General features: G+C 58.9%; 13 protein-coding genes and 1 pseudogene. 6 read left to right on the top strand and 8 right to left on the bottom strand.

Annotated features, from left to right (window positions below):
- Positions 1 to 146 precede the first annotated feature (146 nt).
- Complete coding sequence (locus JONANDRAFT_RS03810) at positions 147 to 1,340, top strand: M20 family metallopeptidase (protein WP_008522838.1); 1,194 nt, start codon at positions 147 to 149, stop codon at positions 1,338 to 1,340.
- On the opposite strand, the gene JONANDRAFT_RS08180 is transcribed toward JONANDRAFT_RS03810, so the two are convergent.
- The gene (locus tag JONANDRAFT_RS08180) at positions 1,337 to 1,480 is read right to left on the bottom strand and encodes a hypothetical protein (protein ID WP_008522839.1); all 144 of its coding nucleotides are present in this window, start codon (positions 1,478 to 1,480) and stop codon (positions 1,337 to 1,339) included. The genes JONANDRAFT_RS03810 and JONANDRAFT_RS08180 overlap by 4 nt on opposite strands.
- Before the next feature lie 100 nt (positions 1,481 to 1,580).
- On the opposite strand from JONANDRAFT_RS08180, the gene JONANDRAFT_RS03815 reads away from it, so the two are divergent.
- Positions 1,581 to 2,366 (top strand): ATP-binding protein, encoded by a 786-nt coding sequence (locus JONANDRAFT_RS03815; protein ID WP_008522840.1) that lies wholly within the window; start codon positions 1,581 to 1,583, stop codon positions 2,364 to 2,366.
- Between the two features lie 98 nt (positions 2,367 to 2,464).
- A complete protein-coding gene (locus tag JONANDRAFT_RS03820; protein WP_008522841.1) occupies positions 2,465 to 4,237 on the top strand; it encodes a DEAD/DEAH box helicase in 1,773 nt (590 codons plus the stop codon).
- A 39-nt stretch (positions 4,238 to 4,276) separates the two neighbouring features.
- Here the strand turns inward: JONANDRAFT_RS03820 and sfsA are convergent, their stop codons facing one another.
- Complete coding sequence (gene sfsA, locus JONANDRAFT_RS07895) at positions 4,277 to 5,362, bottom strand: DNA/RNA nuclease SfsA (protein WP_008522842.1); 1,086 nt, start codon at positions 5,360 to 5,362, stop codon at positions 4,277 to 4,279.
- Between the two features lie 185 nt (positions 5,363 to 5,547).
- Here sfsA and hutH point away from each other — a divergent pair, with 185 nt between their 5' ends.
- From hutH to JONANDRAFT_RS03840, 3 genes are all read left to right on the top strand, one after another.
- A complete protein-coding gene (gene hutH, locus JONANDRAFT_RS03830; protein ID WP_008522843.1) occupies positions 5,548 to 7,089 on the top strand; it encodes a histidine ammonia-lyase in 1,542 nt (513 codons plus the stop codon).
- 81 nt (positions 7,090 to 7,170) lie between these two features.
- The gene (locus JONANDRAFT_RS03835) at positions 7,171 to 8,493 is read left to right on the top strand and encodes a Na+/H+ antiporter family protein (RefSeq protein ID WP_008521111.1); all 1,323 of its coding nucleotides are present in this window, start codon (positions 7,171 to 7,173) and stop codon (positions 8,491 to 8,493) included.
- A gap of 154 nt (positions 8,494 to 8,647) precedes the next feature.
- Positions 8,648 to 9,223: a class I SAM-dependent methyltransferase gene (locus JONANDRAFT_RS03840; RefSeq protein WP_008521112.1), complete on the top strand. Its 576-nt coding sequence runs from the start codon at positions 8,648 to 8,650 to the stop codon at positions 9,221 to 9,223.
- Positions 9,224 to 9,321: 98 nt separating this feature from the next.
- On the opposite strand, the gene JONANDRAFT_RS08360 is transcribed toward JONANDRAFT_RS03840, so the two are convergent.
- From JONANDRAFT_RS08360 to JONANDRAFT_RS03865, 6 genes and pseudogenes are all read right to left on the bottom strand, one after another.
- A complete protein-coding gene (locus JONANDRAFT_RS08360; protein WP_324602919.1) occupies positions 9,322 to 10,218 on the bottom strand; it encodes an IS3 family transposase in 897 nt (298 codons plus the stop codon).
- Between the two features lie 19 nt (positions 10,219 to 10,237).
- Entirely contained in the window at positions 10,238 to 10,579 is a 342-nt protein-coding gene (locus JONANDRAFT_RS08365) for a helix-turn-helix domain-containing protein (protein ID WP_233417427.1), read from the bottom strand.
- A gap of 53 nt (positions 10,580 to 10,632) precedes the next feature.
- Positions 10,633 to 10,962: pseudogene (locus JONANDRAFT_RS08370) on the bottom strand (helix-turn-helix domain-containing protein); the annotation flags it as partial.
- Between the two features lie 27 nt (positions 10,963 to 10,989).
- The gene (dapF, locus tag JONANDRAFT_RS03855) at positions 10,990 to 11,823 is read right to left on the bottom strand and encodes a diaminopimelate epimerase (protein WP_008522846.1); all 834 of its coding nucleotides are present in this window, start codon (positions 11,821 to 11,823) and stop codon (positions 10,990 to 10,992) included.
- Positions 11,820 to 13,082, bottom strand: coding sequence for a diaminopimelate decarboxylase (lysA, locus tag JONANDRAFT_RS03860; protein ID WP_008522847.1), 1,263 nt, complete (start codon positions 13,080 to 13,082; stop codon positions 11,820 to 11,822). The genes dapF and lysA overlap by 4 nt, the downstream gene beginning before the upstream one ends.
- 92 nt (positions 13,083 to 13,174) lie before the next feature.
- Complete coding sequence (locus tag JONANDRAFT_RS03865) at positions 13,175 to 14,392, bottom strand: YyaL domain-containing protein (protein ID WP_021776004.1); 1,218 nt, start codon at positions 14,390 to 14,392, stop codon at positions 13,175 to 13,177.
- Positions 14,393 to 14,495: the final 103 nt, after the last annotated feature.

A 14,495-nucleotide genomic window follows, 5' to 3' on the forward strand; every position in this document is an offset into this window, starting at 1 on the left:
TTCTTTGCAGCAATCTATTTAAAGATTTTACACGGCTTCATTGACAAAATCTAGCCAAGAGAACCTTCCGTAAGGTTTCGTTTGTCGCCCCCAACCGGAAATGTTAGTCTAATCTGGTATTTTTTGTTGGAAGAGGGGGAAGCATTATGCCATCGAATCATGACTGTCTGTCTCTTATTGGACCCATCGTCGATCGAATGTCCGGCGAACTGATAGAACTGAGTCATTCGATTCACGATCACCCTGAGCTGGGCCTTGAAGAGTACAAGGCCGCCGAATGGCTCACGTCGTTCATATCCCGTCACGGGTTTACGATCCAGCGTCCGTACATGGGCTTGGAGACGGCCTTTCGGGCAGTCTGCGGAACCGTTGGGAAGGGGCCGCAAATCGCCTTCTTAGCCGAGTACGACGCGCTGAAAGGTCTGGGACATGCCTGCGGCCACAATATCATCGCCGCGTCGTCGGCTGGCGCCGCGGCCGCTTTAGCCGAGGCTCTTCGGGGGCGCGAGGGTGCCGTGTACCTCTACGGCACGCCGGCGGAGGAAACGTTTGGGAGCAAGGTGCTCATGTCTGACCGCGGCGCGTTTGACGGAATCGACTGCGCGATGATGATGCACCCGTCTGCTGAGCTGAACATCGTCGGCCGCGGAGGCTTGGCGGCCGTTTCGCTTGACGTGGTATTTGAGGGCAAGCCGGCCCACTCCAGCAAGCCGGACGACGGGATCAACGCCCTGACCTCGGCAATCGGCCTGTTCAACGCGGTCAACGCCCAACTTCACCTGTGGCCGAACAAGAGCAAGATCAACGGCATCATCACCGAAGGGGGCCAGGCTTCAAACGTCATTCCTGACCGAGCCTGCTGCTCCTTTACCATGAGGGCGGAGCGAAAGGACCAAATCGTGCCAATGATCGAGGACTTCAAGCGGCTCGTCCAGGCCAGCGCTCTTCTGACCGGAGCGAAAAGCTCGGTGACAGTCGGCTCTGTGATGGCTGAGCGGCACTGCAACAGGGTGTTGGACGCGGCGTTCAAAAACGCCGTGGAGGCTTTGGGTGAACCGGTCGTTTGGGCCGACCCGAACGGCATGTTCGGCTCGTCGGATATCGGCAACGTTTCGTTGCTCGTCCCAGCCATTCACACGTATCTTTCGCTGGAAATTCCCGGCTGCGTCGGGCATACGCCGAAGTTCTGCCAGGCGGCCCGCTCCGAGCGGGGCGACAGAATAGCGGTTTTAGGCGCAAAGGCGCTGGCGATGACGGGCTGGCAGGTCGCGACCGACGGGGTGACCTTGCAGGCGGCCCGCCGGGAGTACGAGGAACAGGTGCTTCCCCATCGGTGCTAGTTATCTTTCCGGCGGCGGCCAAAACATTTGCCGCATCCATGACAGCCGGTCGGACAGCGGCCTTTCCCGTGGCCGGCAAGAAGGCTCACGGCGATTGCCGGGACGGCAATCACGGCAATAAACAGAATGGTTTTAAGCATGGCAGCACCTTCTTTAGGTTTTCCCGCGGGGGCCAGAGGGGGAATCTGCGGGACTAGGAGACATTTACATGAACAATTTCACGACTCGGGGGGAAAAGGGATGAGTCCAACTCAGGGGAAATTAGTTCGGCGAATTATCCGAATTGACGAGGAAAAATGTGACGGCTGCGGCCAGTGCGCTACGGCATGTCACGAGAACGCCATAGAAATTATTAACGGCAAGGCAAAACTGGTGAGCGACACGTACTGCGACGGTCTGGGCGACTGCCTTGGACAGTGCCCCAGAGGCGCCATATCTTTTGAGGAACGGGAGGCCGACGCCTACGACGCGGCCGCTGTGGCTCAGCGGGTTGCTTCCCGGACGGTCGGCGCCAAAACGCACCCCTGCACTGGTGGCTGTCCGGGGAGCGCGGCCCGACGGCTTTTTCAGCCAGCAGGCGATGCACCTGCCGTACCTGCGGCGGTTCCTGCCCCTGCTTTGCAGCACGCTGGGCGACTTTCGACGTGGCCTGTTCAGCTTCGGCTCGTTCCGCCGGGAGCCCCGTTTTTGGCCGGGGCTAATTGGGTTCTTGCGGCTGACTGCGTCGCCTACGCTTACCGAGGATTTCACGACACGTTCCTCGCTGACGGGACGGTCTGTCTGATCGGCTGCCCTAAATTGGACGACACTCAGGCGTACGAGACAAAGTTAGCCCAGATGATCACGGTCGCCCGACCGGCGTCGCTGACGGTAGCGCTGATGGAAGTCCCCTGCTGCAGCAGACTCGCCCTTCTGGCTGAGAAGGCGATTGAAGCTGCCAGAGTCTCGTTGGAATACCGTCGGGTGCAGTTGAGCCTGAGAGGAGACGTCCTGTCCGACCGGACGGTTGAATATCGTTTTGCCTGATCGGGTAAAGCTTGCCTTTTCCGCCGACTGCAGGCATAATGTTAAATCTTGTCAAAAATTTTCCGTCATCGCACGATTGTTTTCTTGGAGGTTTTTCATTGAACGAACATCCGCTTTTTTCTGATTTTCCTCTGGCTGCTCCTCTGATTAAAGAGCTGGCGTCCAGAGGCTTTGACGAGCCGACGCCGGTTCAGCGCGGCGTGCTCGGACAGGACGACTGGGACAGGGATCTGGTCGTTCAGGCCCGTACCGGGTCGGGCAAGACTCTGGCGTTTTTGCTTCCGGTCCTGAGTGAGCTGGCGTCTCGCCTTTTCCCTGGCCGACAAACAGTGAAGGCACTGATCCTCTCGCCCACCCGGGAGCTGGCGCAGCAAATCGCTCAGGAAGCCGCGTCGTTCGGCCGGCTCGTGGGGATTGGAACTGCTGTTCTCGTAGGCGGCATGGACATGGACCGGCAAATATCCTCGCTGCGGAGCGGCGTCGCCTTGGCCGTCGGGACACCGGGACGGGTTCTTGACCACGTGAAGCGCGGAACGCTCGACCTGTCAGAAATTGAGACAGTCGTGCTGGACGAGGGCGACACCATGCTGGACATGGGGTTCCGGGACGAGATGGAGGCCATTCTTCAGGCCGCTTCGGCCCGGAAGAGAACGTGGCTTTTTTCGGCGACGATCCCGCAGGAAGTGACGGCGGTCTGCCGTCGTTTTACCACCAATCCGGTGTTTCTGTCGTTTGACGACGAGTCGTCTCAGCACTCGGATATCGTTCACAAGGCATACCTTGTCCCGAGCAGCCAGCGGTACGAAGGACTGGTTAACGTCCTGCTGTGGGAGCGGCCGTCCTTGTGCCTGATTTTCTGCCGTACGCGGAGCGATACCGCTGATGTCACCGAGCGGCTTCAAAAAGAGGGTTTCCTCGCCATGCCTCTTCACGGCGACATGAGCCAGCGGGAGCGCAACACCGCGCTGTCCTCTTTTCGAAGCGGGCGAATCCCCGTCCTCGTGGCGACGAACGTGGCCGCCCGTGGCCTTGACGTCAGCGGAGTCAGCCACGTGATTCAGCTGGGCGTGCCTGAATCGCTCGAAACTTTCGTCCATCGTTCCGGGCGAACCGGCCGGGCCGGACATGAGGGAACCAACCTGTTGGTGCTCACGCCGGCCGAGTCAAGCCGCTTCAAGTTTATGATGCGTTCCACCCAAATGAAAGTTCAGTGGCTTAAAGTTCCGGACTTTCAGGAAATCTCGGTTGTCCAGCGCTCTGTCCGCCAAGAAAAGCTCTTGGCCGTCGAGCCGTCAGAAGAGCTTTTCTCTTGGGCTCATGAGCTGTTGGAAACGGCCGGAGAAGACCCGACCGCGCTGGTCGCTAAACTCTTGGCGAGCGTCACCCAAGACGAGCCCAAGGGATATCGGCTGCGCGACAGCCTGCTTCAAGAGCTGGAACGCCGCTCTGCCAGACGGGAAGCCAGAGAGACGCCTTCGGGTCGTGCCGGGTTCAGGCGGCCGTCCGAAGAGCAGAAAAAAGACCGCTACCCTGGAAGCGGCGTGTCGATTCGTATCGCCAAAGGCCGCCGAGACGACGACTGGTCGGTCGGCCGAATCCTCGGCGCGCTGTGCGGCGCCCTCGGCGTTGACCGAACGGAAATCGGCAACATCAAGATGAGAGAAACCTACACGGAAGTTCAGCTCGGCCCGAAGGCCCTGTCTCAGCTCAACAGCGGCGGGAGGCTGCGCCTAGCCGACAAGGGGCTTCTTTCGGGAGAGGGCGGACAAAATTTTGTGCCCCGGCTGGGCTCGGCTCCGCGCCGCCGCCGGTTTGACCCGTCGGGCCGAAAGATCGACGACGGGTTTACCAAGGCTTCTCAGAAAAAATAGCTCAATGAAGTTGCCGCAGGGACTCCTGCGGCAACTTTTTTATTTCAAGCCCAGTTCGCTTTTGATTTCCTCTTCGTGCCGGCCAAACTGAAGCGACAGCAGCGCCTCTTCAAATTGCCTGTTCCAGCGTGCTGGCGCCCGCAGCGTTCCGACGATGCCGTTGGGCGTTTCTTCGACTCGGTCAGAAAGGGGCGCAAGAGTTTCGGCGACTTGGCGAACCGATAGTTCCGAGTCCCTGAGTGGTTCTACGCGCAGCTTCGCCGGCCGTCCGTCGGGAGGGCCGGGGGGCCGCGGCGGCCCGGACCTTCTCCAGCGGCCAGACAATCGGTCCAGCGCTGTGTCAAACTGGACAGCCCAGCACGGCGTTTCGCCGAGCGTGAACGTCGTCAGCAGGCAGCCGCCGGTCCCGCTCGTTATCTTTGACAGGAAATTCCATGGCACAGGTAGCGGGCGGCAGGTTGACGGAAGCTCTTGAAGCCACGGCGCGGCGACGGGATACAGCGGCAGAACCCCGCGAAGCGACAGAAGCGTTTGGGAAAAAACGGGATCGGTATGCCAGTGCGGCGCAAACCACTCCGGTCTGTTTGAGACCGCGAGGACGACGACGGCAGCCCGGGTTCCGCCGCCGATAAGCTCTGCAAGCTCGGTGAGGTGTTTCGTCGCCCGCTGGGACGGAGCGTCGGGAAAATACGCGCCCCGTCCGGCAAAAAGTGAACAGCACTTGACCTCAAGGAAGGTCTTTACGCCGTTCCGTTCCAGCAGAAAGTCGAATCGGCTGTTGCCGTACCGCACTTCCCGGCCGGCAACTTTCCAGCCGACGAACGGCTGAATCGCGCCGTTCGCCAGCAGGGACGCGACGGCGTCGTTCGCTCGGCTGGTATGAAGCGGCACGAATTCGCCGTTGGACTCTACGGCTTGGACAGTCGCTTCCGTCGCGCCGCCCTCACGGGGAGAAATTTTCAGCGGTACCCCAGGAAAAAGGAGTTCGGACAGCCGGCCGGGATTGGGAAGATGACACCGAACCGTGCGGCCTTCATGCTGGGCAAGCACGACGAATCGGTTCGGCCGGTCAATGAAAAGGGCGTCGTCGAAGGGACGCGGATCGTTTCCACCCTGTAATGACATGGCTGACCTTCTTTCACGTTAATAAACAGTTCTAGTATTAGTGGACAGTGTTAATTCAGAGGCAATGTTTTTAATATTTTGTTGACCGAGACTTCACCTCGTGATAATCTGACGCTGTCGGCATAACGGCTGATATGGGTGCAAAATTGTTCGGCTTATTTCGACATTTGAAGGGGGTTTTTTTGATGTCTCACTGCTCTGAAACGGTCACGATTGACGGGCACAGCCTGACGCTTCATGATATCGCAAGCGTCGCTCGGCGTGGTGCCCAGGTTCTTGTCGCTCCTGAAGCTCTCAAGAAAGTTCAGGTTGCGTCGGATCTCATCAGTAAGTGGCTTGATTCTAACAGGGTAATTTACGGTGTGACCACTGGATTTGGCGATTTGTCAAACGTTTCGGTTGACCGGGAGCGCACCAGCCTTCTTCAGGAGAACCTTATCCGAAGTCACGCGGTGGGCGTCGGCGAGCCGCTGCCTGTCGAGGTCGTCCGGGCGATTATGCTGCTACGCCTCAACGGGCTCGTCTGCGGCAACTCGGGCATTACTCCCGCGACGCTCGCTCAGATGGTAAACTTTTTGAACATGGGACTGATTCCCTACGTGCCCCAGCAGGGGTCAGTCGGCGCCTCCGGCGACCTGTGCCCGCTGAGCCACATTGCCGTCACCATGCTTGGCGAAGGGCACGTGTTCTACAAAGGAAACTTGGTGCCGAGCCTCGAGGCCATGCACGATGCTGGCCTTTCGCCGATTCACCTTCAGCCGAAAGAAGGCTTGGCGCTCAACAACGGCACCGCGGCTCTGACCGGGCTCGGCTCGCTGGCGCTGATCGACGCGCTTCAGCTGGCGAAGACGGCCGACGTGATCGGTGCCCTGTCGCTGGAAGCGCTACACGGTGTGCCCTACGCGTTTGACAGCCGAACTCACGCGCTTCGGCCCCATGACGGCCAAGTTCGGGTGGCGTCAAACGTCCGCCGGCTCATCGAGGGCAGCCAGATCATTGAAAAGTTCAAAGGCACGCGCGTTCAGGACGCCTACTCGCTGCGCTGTATGCCTCAGGTTCACGGCGCGAGCCGGGACGCCTTGGAATACGTCCGGTCAAAAATCGAGCTGGAGATCAACGCGGTCACCGATAACCCGCTGATTTTCCCAGAGAGCGAGGACGTCCTTTCCGGCGGCAACTTCCACGGTCAGCCGATCGCCCTGCCGATGGACTTCTTCGGCATTGCCGTTTCCGAATTGGCCAGCATTTCCGAGCGCCGCAGCGCCCGTATGGTGGATCACCACCTGTCCAACGGCCTGCCGCCGTTCATCATCAAGGATTCGGGAGTCAACTCCGGGTTCATGATCACCCAGTACACACAGGCGGCGGTCGTCTCGGAGAACAAGACGTTGGCTCACCCGGCGTCGGTGGATTCTATTCCCACGTCAGCTAATCAGGAGGACCACGTGTCCATGGGATACTGGGCGTCCTTGAAGGCGACGAGGATTCTCCGCAACGCCGAAAAGGTGCTGGGCATCGAGGCCCTGTCCGCCGCCCAGGCGCTGGACTTCTCCGCTCCGCTCAAGGCCGGCAAGGGGACTCAGGCAGCCTACGCGGCAATTCGTGAGGTCATTCCGTTCGTTGAAAAAGACCAGTACCTTCACCCGCTAGTTGAAAGCGCCGTCGATCTGGTACGGAACGGCCGTATTTTGAGCGCGGCTCAGGGCGCGGTGGGAGATCTCGACTGACGGTTATTTCCGTTTTCTCATGAGAGAAACGGGCCTGAACGGTTCTCCGCTCGTGCAAAAAACGAAAAGGAGGCTCTGGACATGGATATGTTGATGAACCCCGTAGTGCTATCAGTGTTGGTAATGATCATCTTGTGCCTGCTCAAGCTGAACATTATCTTGGCGCTGCTGATTTCCGCCGTTGTCGCCGGCGTCTCGGCCGGCATGCCGCTGGCCGGCGATGGAAGCGTCATGCAGGTGCTGATCGACAACATGGGCGGTCAGTCGGAAACGGCTCTCAGCTACGTCCTGCTGGGCTGCTTGGCCATGGCGCTCAGTCAGACCGGCATCACGTCGGTGCTGTGCGACAAGCTGAAGAAGATCGTCAAAGGACGCCGGTTCTTCCTTCTGCTTCTGCTGGCCGTCTGCTCCTGCCTTTCCCAGAACCTGATTCCGATTCACATCGCGTTTATCCCCATCCTGATCCCGCCGATGCTCTCGCTCTTTAACGAGCTGAAAATCGACCGCCGGGCTGTCGCCTGCGCTCTGACCTTCGGGTTAAAGGCCCCGTACATCGCGATCCCCGCCGGATTCGGCTTGATCTTCCATGGGATTCTGTCGACTGAAATGGCAAAGAGCGGCATTCACATTGCTAAGACAGACGTGTGGCATTACACTTGGATGCTCGGCCTTTCGATGGTGTTCGGTCTGCTGATCGCTATTTTCATCTCCTACAGCCGTAAAAGAGAATACGAGGATCGGCCGCTTCAGGGGCTTGAAGATGTCGGCAATCGGACGGAGTTCAGCCCCAAGGACCTGATCACCCTTGTGGCTTTGGTCATCGCCGTATACGTTCAGCTTCATTACGATTCGATGCCGTTGGGCGTTCTGGCCGCTCTGGTGCTGATGTTCCTGTTCGGCGCGCTTCGCTGGGGCAACATCGAGAAGGCTATGACCGGCGGGCTGGGCATCATGGGAATGATCGCCATCATCATGCTGGTCGCCTCCGGTTACGGCGGCGTGATCCGCGCCACGAACGCGGTAGATCATCTGGTCAACGGCGTGGTCGCGATGGTCGGCGGAAGCCAGTTCTACGGCGCCCTGCTGATGCTCCTCGTCGGGCTGCTGGTTACCATGGGCATTGGAACGTCCTTTGGCACCATTCCGGTCGTCGCAGCGATTTATTGCCCGCTGGGTCTGAAGCTCGGCTTCTCTCCCGCTTCCGTTTGCTGCCTGCTGGCTGCTGCGGCCGCTCTGGGCGATGCCGGGTCTCCGGCGTCCGACTCCACCCTCGGGCCTACCAGCGGTCTGAACTTCGACGGACAGCACGACCATATTTGGGACACCTGCGTTCCCACGTTCCTTCACTACAACCTGACACTGATCGTCGGCGGCATGGTCTGCGCCCTAATGATTTTCCATTAAACCTCGTTTTATTCGGCGTCCGGGCAAACGTCCGGACGCTTTTTTGTTTAATTGGGGAAAAATTCTCGTGACTTCTGTCCAAGCGTGTATAATATGGAACCGTGTTGGCCGGCCAATTCGGCCGCGGCGGCGAAAAACCTGAAGGAGATACGCTATGAAAGAATCCCATTCCGTTTCAAAAGTTCTGAGCGACGCTCTGGTGTTCGCCAAGCGGTTCGTCACGAAGCCTCGCCAGATCGGGAGCATTACCCCGAGTTCGCGTTTTTTGACCAGCGCGATGCTTGAACGGGTCCAATGGCCGTCTGTGAGGTCCGTGGCAGAACTTGGAGCCGGAACAGGCGTATTCACCCGGGAGATCGTCAAGCGCTTACCAGCCGGCGCGTCCCTGCTGGTGTTTGAGCTTGACCCGGCTCTGCGCGGGCGAATCGAAAAAGAGCTTGGCATCAAGTGCCATTCTGACGCCTCAGACCTTCCTGAACTCGCGGGAGAGAACTCGATCGACGTGGTCATTTCGAGTCTGCCATGGACCGTTCTGCCGCCGCGGGTCACGGCGAAAATCATCGACGGCGTGCTGAGCTGTCTGAAGCCGGAAGGTCAATTTTTAGCGTACCAGTACTCCCGGCAGATGATGCCGGCGTTCAGGCGGCGTTTTGAATCGGTCAACGTGAAATTCGTGATGCGCAACATCCCTCCGGCGTTTGTGTATGATTGCCGGGGCAAAGAAAAATAAAGAAAGCCGCGCAGGGGTTTGGTCTGCTCCCCGTCAATAGGACAGTGAAAAATCAAAAAGTCCCGTACCGCCAGTCGAGTAATCGGCTGGCGGTTCTTTTACGCCGCAGTATAGAAGCTTGCATGGCATTCGGCAGGTGTCATCAGATGCAATTTCCGTTGGAACCGCTCTGTGTTGTAATACCTGATGTATGACTCTATGGTCTTCACCAGATCCATCTTTGAGGTGAAGCGTTTCCTGTAGTACATTTCTCGCTTCAGGATCCCCCAGAAGCCTTCCATAGGCCCATTGTCAATGCAATGGGCTACTCTGGACATGCTCTGCTTCATTCGGTTTCTCTTTAGTCTCCCCGAGAACTGTTTGCTCGTGTACTGGAAGCCTCGGTCACTGTGAAACAATGGATGTGCCTCGGGCTCACGCTCTACAGCTTCATCAAACGTGCTCATAACCAGCGGATTGTCATTATGCTCGCCGATTTTATATGCCACGATCCTGCGATCATAGAGATCCAGTATGGCACTCAGATATACTTTGTGAGCGTTCCCCCCGACGTAATACTTGAACTCAGTGACATCCGTCAGCCATTTCTCGTTCGGTGCGTCTGCGTGAAAGTCACGGTTGAGATAGTTTTTGGCGATATGTGCAGGGTCTTGGCTGCTTCTGGTGCAGCTCTTTGGCCTCCACTTGATCGTGGATTGAATACGCTCTCCGCGACAGATCCTGAGTACCCGCTTATCGTTCACTGCGATGCCGTGATTCCTTTCCAGTTCGTCCCTGATTCGCCGGTAACCCATATCCGGATGGTTCTCATGAATGGCCTTGATCTTCTCGGAGAGCTCGGTATTGTACTTCTCACTGAAGCTGACAGGACCTTTAAGCCAGCGATAATACGCGCTGCGCGAAAGCCGCTGGCACTGACAGAGCTTTTGCAGGGGGTAGTGCTTGGCTTCAGTCAGTTCTTTGATCGCTTGGTATTTGTAGGGATGTCGAGTCAGAGAGAGCGATCTTTCATCTCTAACTCTCTGATTTTTTTAACAGGTCGTTCTCCATCTGAAGGTCGCGGTTCTTGCGTTCCAGTTCTGCAATCCTGTGGCGCTGCTTTTCCTCTGGTGTCCGGGCTGGCAGGGTTCCAATCCGCCGTCCACGACGGTCTTCAAGGCCGGCGGGGCCCATGCTCTCATAACGGAGCACCCAGTTGCGCACCTGCTGATAGGAACAGTTATATTTCAGCGCCGTCGCTCCATAATTATTATCCTTAGCAAGGCAGTACTGTACGATTTCAAGGCGTTCTTCCTGGTTGTCTGTCTGGCTTTTCTCATGGAGCTGCCTCCTCCGCTTGTGCGCGATTGGATCCATCCATGAGTAGTATATGCCTGTATCCAGCTTTGAAGTTGAGCTTTTGACCGTAAGCCATAGCGATACGCCGTCTCCGTTAAGGATCCTTCTCCGCTCAGATAGGCATGAACGGCAGCCAATTTCAGCTCCTGTGAATAATGTCTGTTTCTCGATTGAGCGAGCAATCCTCCGGGACCTTCATTTTGGTAAATCCGGACCCAACTCCTAAACGATGCGCGGCCCCTAAGCCCCGCTTGCCTTGTCGCTTCTGTGCAGCTGATTTCGTCTCGGAGATAGCTTTCAACTAGAGATATTTTCAAAGCTGAGTCTATCTTGCTTTTTCTGGGCATAGAAATACCCCCCAAGTAGGTTTTATATTTCCCTGTCCTACTTGGGGGGAGCATATCAGTTCCTGCGCGGCCTTCTTGTAGTTAACGGCTGGCTAGCGGTAAGACGTCTGGTCCGGTCTGGCCGGTCATGACGAGGGACGTCGTTCCGCCAAGAAGGGCTTCGTATTCTCCGTCTCCCATCTCAGTCAGGGAAACTCGGTTCGTCCCGCCGGGATTATGCACTTCCGTCACTGGGCCAGAGAGGCCGTTCAATCGGGCGGCTAAGGCGACAGCCACACACCCGGTGCCGCACGACTCTGTCAGGTCCTCAACGCCTCGTTCATAGGTCACCGCCCTCATCTCGCCGCGGGCAATCGGCGCCGCAAACGTGACGTTCGTCCCCTGCCGGAACTGGGCCGTGTCGTTCCTCAACCGCTCGCCCCACCGTCGGGCGAAGTCAACTCCGACCTCCTCACGGGAAAAGAGAACGAGGTGCGGCACGCCAACGAGCGCAAACGTGGCCCGAAACGTTTCGCCTTCCAGCGTCATCGTCCTGTCGGACCACTCAGGTTCTGGCCTGACGCGGCCCATGTTGATTTCAACGTACCGGCCGTCAACTCGCGCCCTCATGAGCCCGGCCATCGTCTCAAACTCCATCGACTGGGGGGCCAGTCCGGCACAGGCGGCAAATCGGGCGGCGCAGCGGGCGCCGTTGCCGCACATTTCCCCTTCGCTGCCGTCGGCGTTGAAAATTCTCATGAAAAAGTTCGCCGTCTTCGATCGCTTGATGACGAGCAGCCCGTCGGCGCCGATCGACTGGCGTCTAGGGCACAGGGCCCGGGCGACAGCTGGCCAGTCGAGCCCAATGTTCTCCGCGGCGGTCGCGTCGACGACGATAAAGTCGTTGCCGTTGCCGTTCATCTTCCAGAAATTCACTGTCTCCCCTCCAATCCAAGCTGATCCTTCAACAGGTCACCTTCGTTCCACCGGCGTACGACGAGCCGGGCCGTGCCGGACGAGACGAAGACGACCGCCGGACGGAACGCGCCGTTATAGGTCATGAACATCGAGTAGGTGTACGCCCCTGTGTCCGGCAGCGCGACGAGGTCGCCGCGGCGAAGCTCCGGCATGACGGCGTCGGAAACCAGCACGTCGCCGGACTCGCAGCAGCACCCTGCCAAGGTCACGGTTCCTTCCTTCCGTTCGTCAGCCGAAGAGACGAGAACCGGACTGTAAGGCGCGCCGTACAGGCAGGGGCGCGGGTTGTCGGTCATGCCGCCGTCGAGCGCCGCGTAGATTCGCCCGCTGGTGGTCTCTTTGACCGACTGGACGCGATAGACCGTGACGCAGGCCGGCGAGCTGACCCATCGGCCCGGCTCAAAGCTGAGCCGCGGGAGCCGAAGCCCGGCGGCTGACGACGCGCTCTTTGCTCTCAAGCAGATTTTTTCGATAAAGTCCCCCGCGTCCAGCGGACCTTCAGGAGACCGGACGGCAAAACCGCCGCCTAAGTCCATCTCGTCTGCCTCAAACCCACAGGCGTTTTTGAGCGACGCCAGCAGATCAACCATCGTCTGAACGCCCTCGAAAAAGGGCTCAAGCCGGTCAATCTGCGAGCCAAGATGAACGTGAAGGCCTGCCAGTACAACCGGCAGATCGGCCGCCCGCTTGACCGCATGGACCAGCTGGGCCGGCGAAAAGCCGAACTTGCAGTCGTCTGTGGCCGTCTGAATGGCGTGATGCGCTCCTGCTGCAATGCCCGGGCTCACGCGCAGCAATATTTTAGGCGGCGTCTTTTCGTTTTTTGCCAAGCGGCCTAAAAGCTCCAGTTCGTCGGCGCTGTCGACGACGATTCGCCCGACTCCCAGTCGGAGCGCCCGGCTCAACAGCTCCTCGGTCTTCGCGTTGCCGTGAAGTTCTATCCGTCCGGCGCTGATTCCCGCGGACAAGGCGAGCGCCAACTCTCCTAAAGAAACGACGTCGAGGCCCATCCCTTCGCTGGAGACCAGCTGAGCCATTGCCAAGGGCAAAAACGCCTTGCCGGCGTAGTAGACGTCAGCATCATACTTCTTCACCGACTCGACAAGGCGACGGCACCGCCGTCGAAGCTCTGCCTCATCGAAAACGTACAGCGGCGTGCCGAAACGCTCAGCCAACTCGATCAGGCTCGCGCCGCCCCATTCGGTCAAACTCTTCACAGAATCAGTCCTTTTCTGCCGCCCCTGTCGGGCGGCCTTTTTATTGAACGGTTTTTCCAGCGCTGAGACGTTCGAGCGCTTCGATCGTTTTTTCAAGCGTCGGCTGAGGTGGAAAGCACCTCTGACCCTGACAGATGAGCCACTGGTCCCCGTCCGCCTTCGGCTATCACTGCCAGCGGCATCTGTTTTTCTGCCAAGGCCTGCGACAGACGCTGCGCTTCGCCGGCAGGGGCTGCCACTCGAATCAGCCGTTCAGGCGAACTGACGGCGGCTTGGGCTGCCATCCCAAAGAACTGGGCTAACCGGAGGTCGAACGACAGGGAGTTTTTTATCTTCTCCCAAGCGTCCCAGATGTCCTGACGCTGGGAGACCGCCGCCAAACGGGCCAACAGGAACGCCGCGACCGCGTTGCCGGTCGGTCGGCCGCCTTCAAACCGCTCAGCCGACGGCGGCACGTCGCCGCTGACGCTGTCCCAAAGCCCGCCGTCAGGCGCGCCGGCAAACTTGTTAATCATCTGCAACGCTTTCTCTGCTAGGTACTCCGCGCGGGCCCGACTGGGGTTCGCCTGATACAGTTCCCACAGCCCCCAGAGGGGAAAAGCCCAGTCCTCGAGAAACGCCGACTTCCCGGCGTCGAGCTGTCCTTTCAGCCACAGTCCGGACCGCTCGGCCGCTCTCGCGGCCTCGGGGCAGTTCAGCCGGCCGAAGCGTGCCAGAGCGGCGCAGGCCAGCCCGTTCCAGCTCGTCATGACGAGCTGGCCAACGAGAAGTTCGCTCCGGTCGTCCCGCCATCGGTCAAGCCGGTCAAGTTCGCTGACCGGCAGAGCACCAATGTCAGCTCCATCTGACAGGTGAGGAATCGGCTGGTTGGCCGACAGCCCTAAGAGTTCGCAGAGCTCCGCCGGCCGGTTGGCGCCCGACTCCCTCACGTCCTGAGGCGTCAGCGCGTAATACGCGCCTTCTCCGCCTCCTGAATCGGCGTCCGTCGCCGCGGCGAACGTCCCGTTCGGGTTTTGAAGTCGAGTTAAAAGCCAGCGAAGTGCTCGGCGGGCACAGAAGAGAAAGAGCGATCGGCCTGAACGCTGCCATCCGTCCAAACAGGCGTTGATGAAAAGGGCGTTGTCGGCTAACATCTTCTCATAGTGAGGGACGAGCCACCTGTCGTCGGTGCTGTAGCGGAAAATACCCCCTGACACGGGGTCGCATATGCCGCCGCGGCAGACCCGTTCGAGCAGTTTTAAAGCAGCGTCGGCTGCCTGAGGAACGTTCAGAACCGACGAAGCCTGAAAGAGAAACGACGCCAAGTGCATTTGAGGAAAAAGCGGTGCCCGGCCCCACGAGCCGGTCTCGGGGCTCTGCGCCCGGACTAAGAACTGTGCCGCCCCTTTGAGGTCTGCCTCCTCGGAGGGCGCT

Source organism: Jonquetella anthropi DSM 22815 (assembly GCF_000237805.1).
GTDB lineage: Bacteria > Synergistota > Synergistia > Synergistales > Dethiosulfovibrionaceae > Jonquetella > Jonquetella anthropi.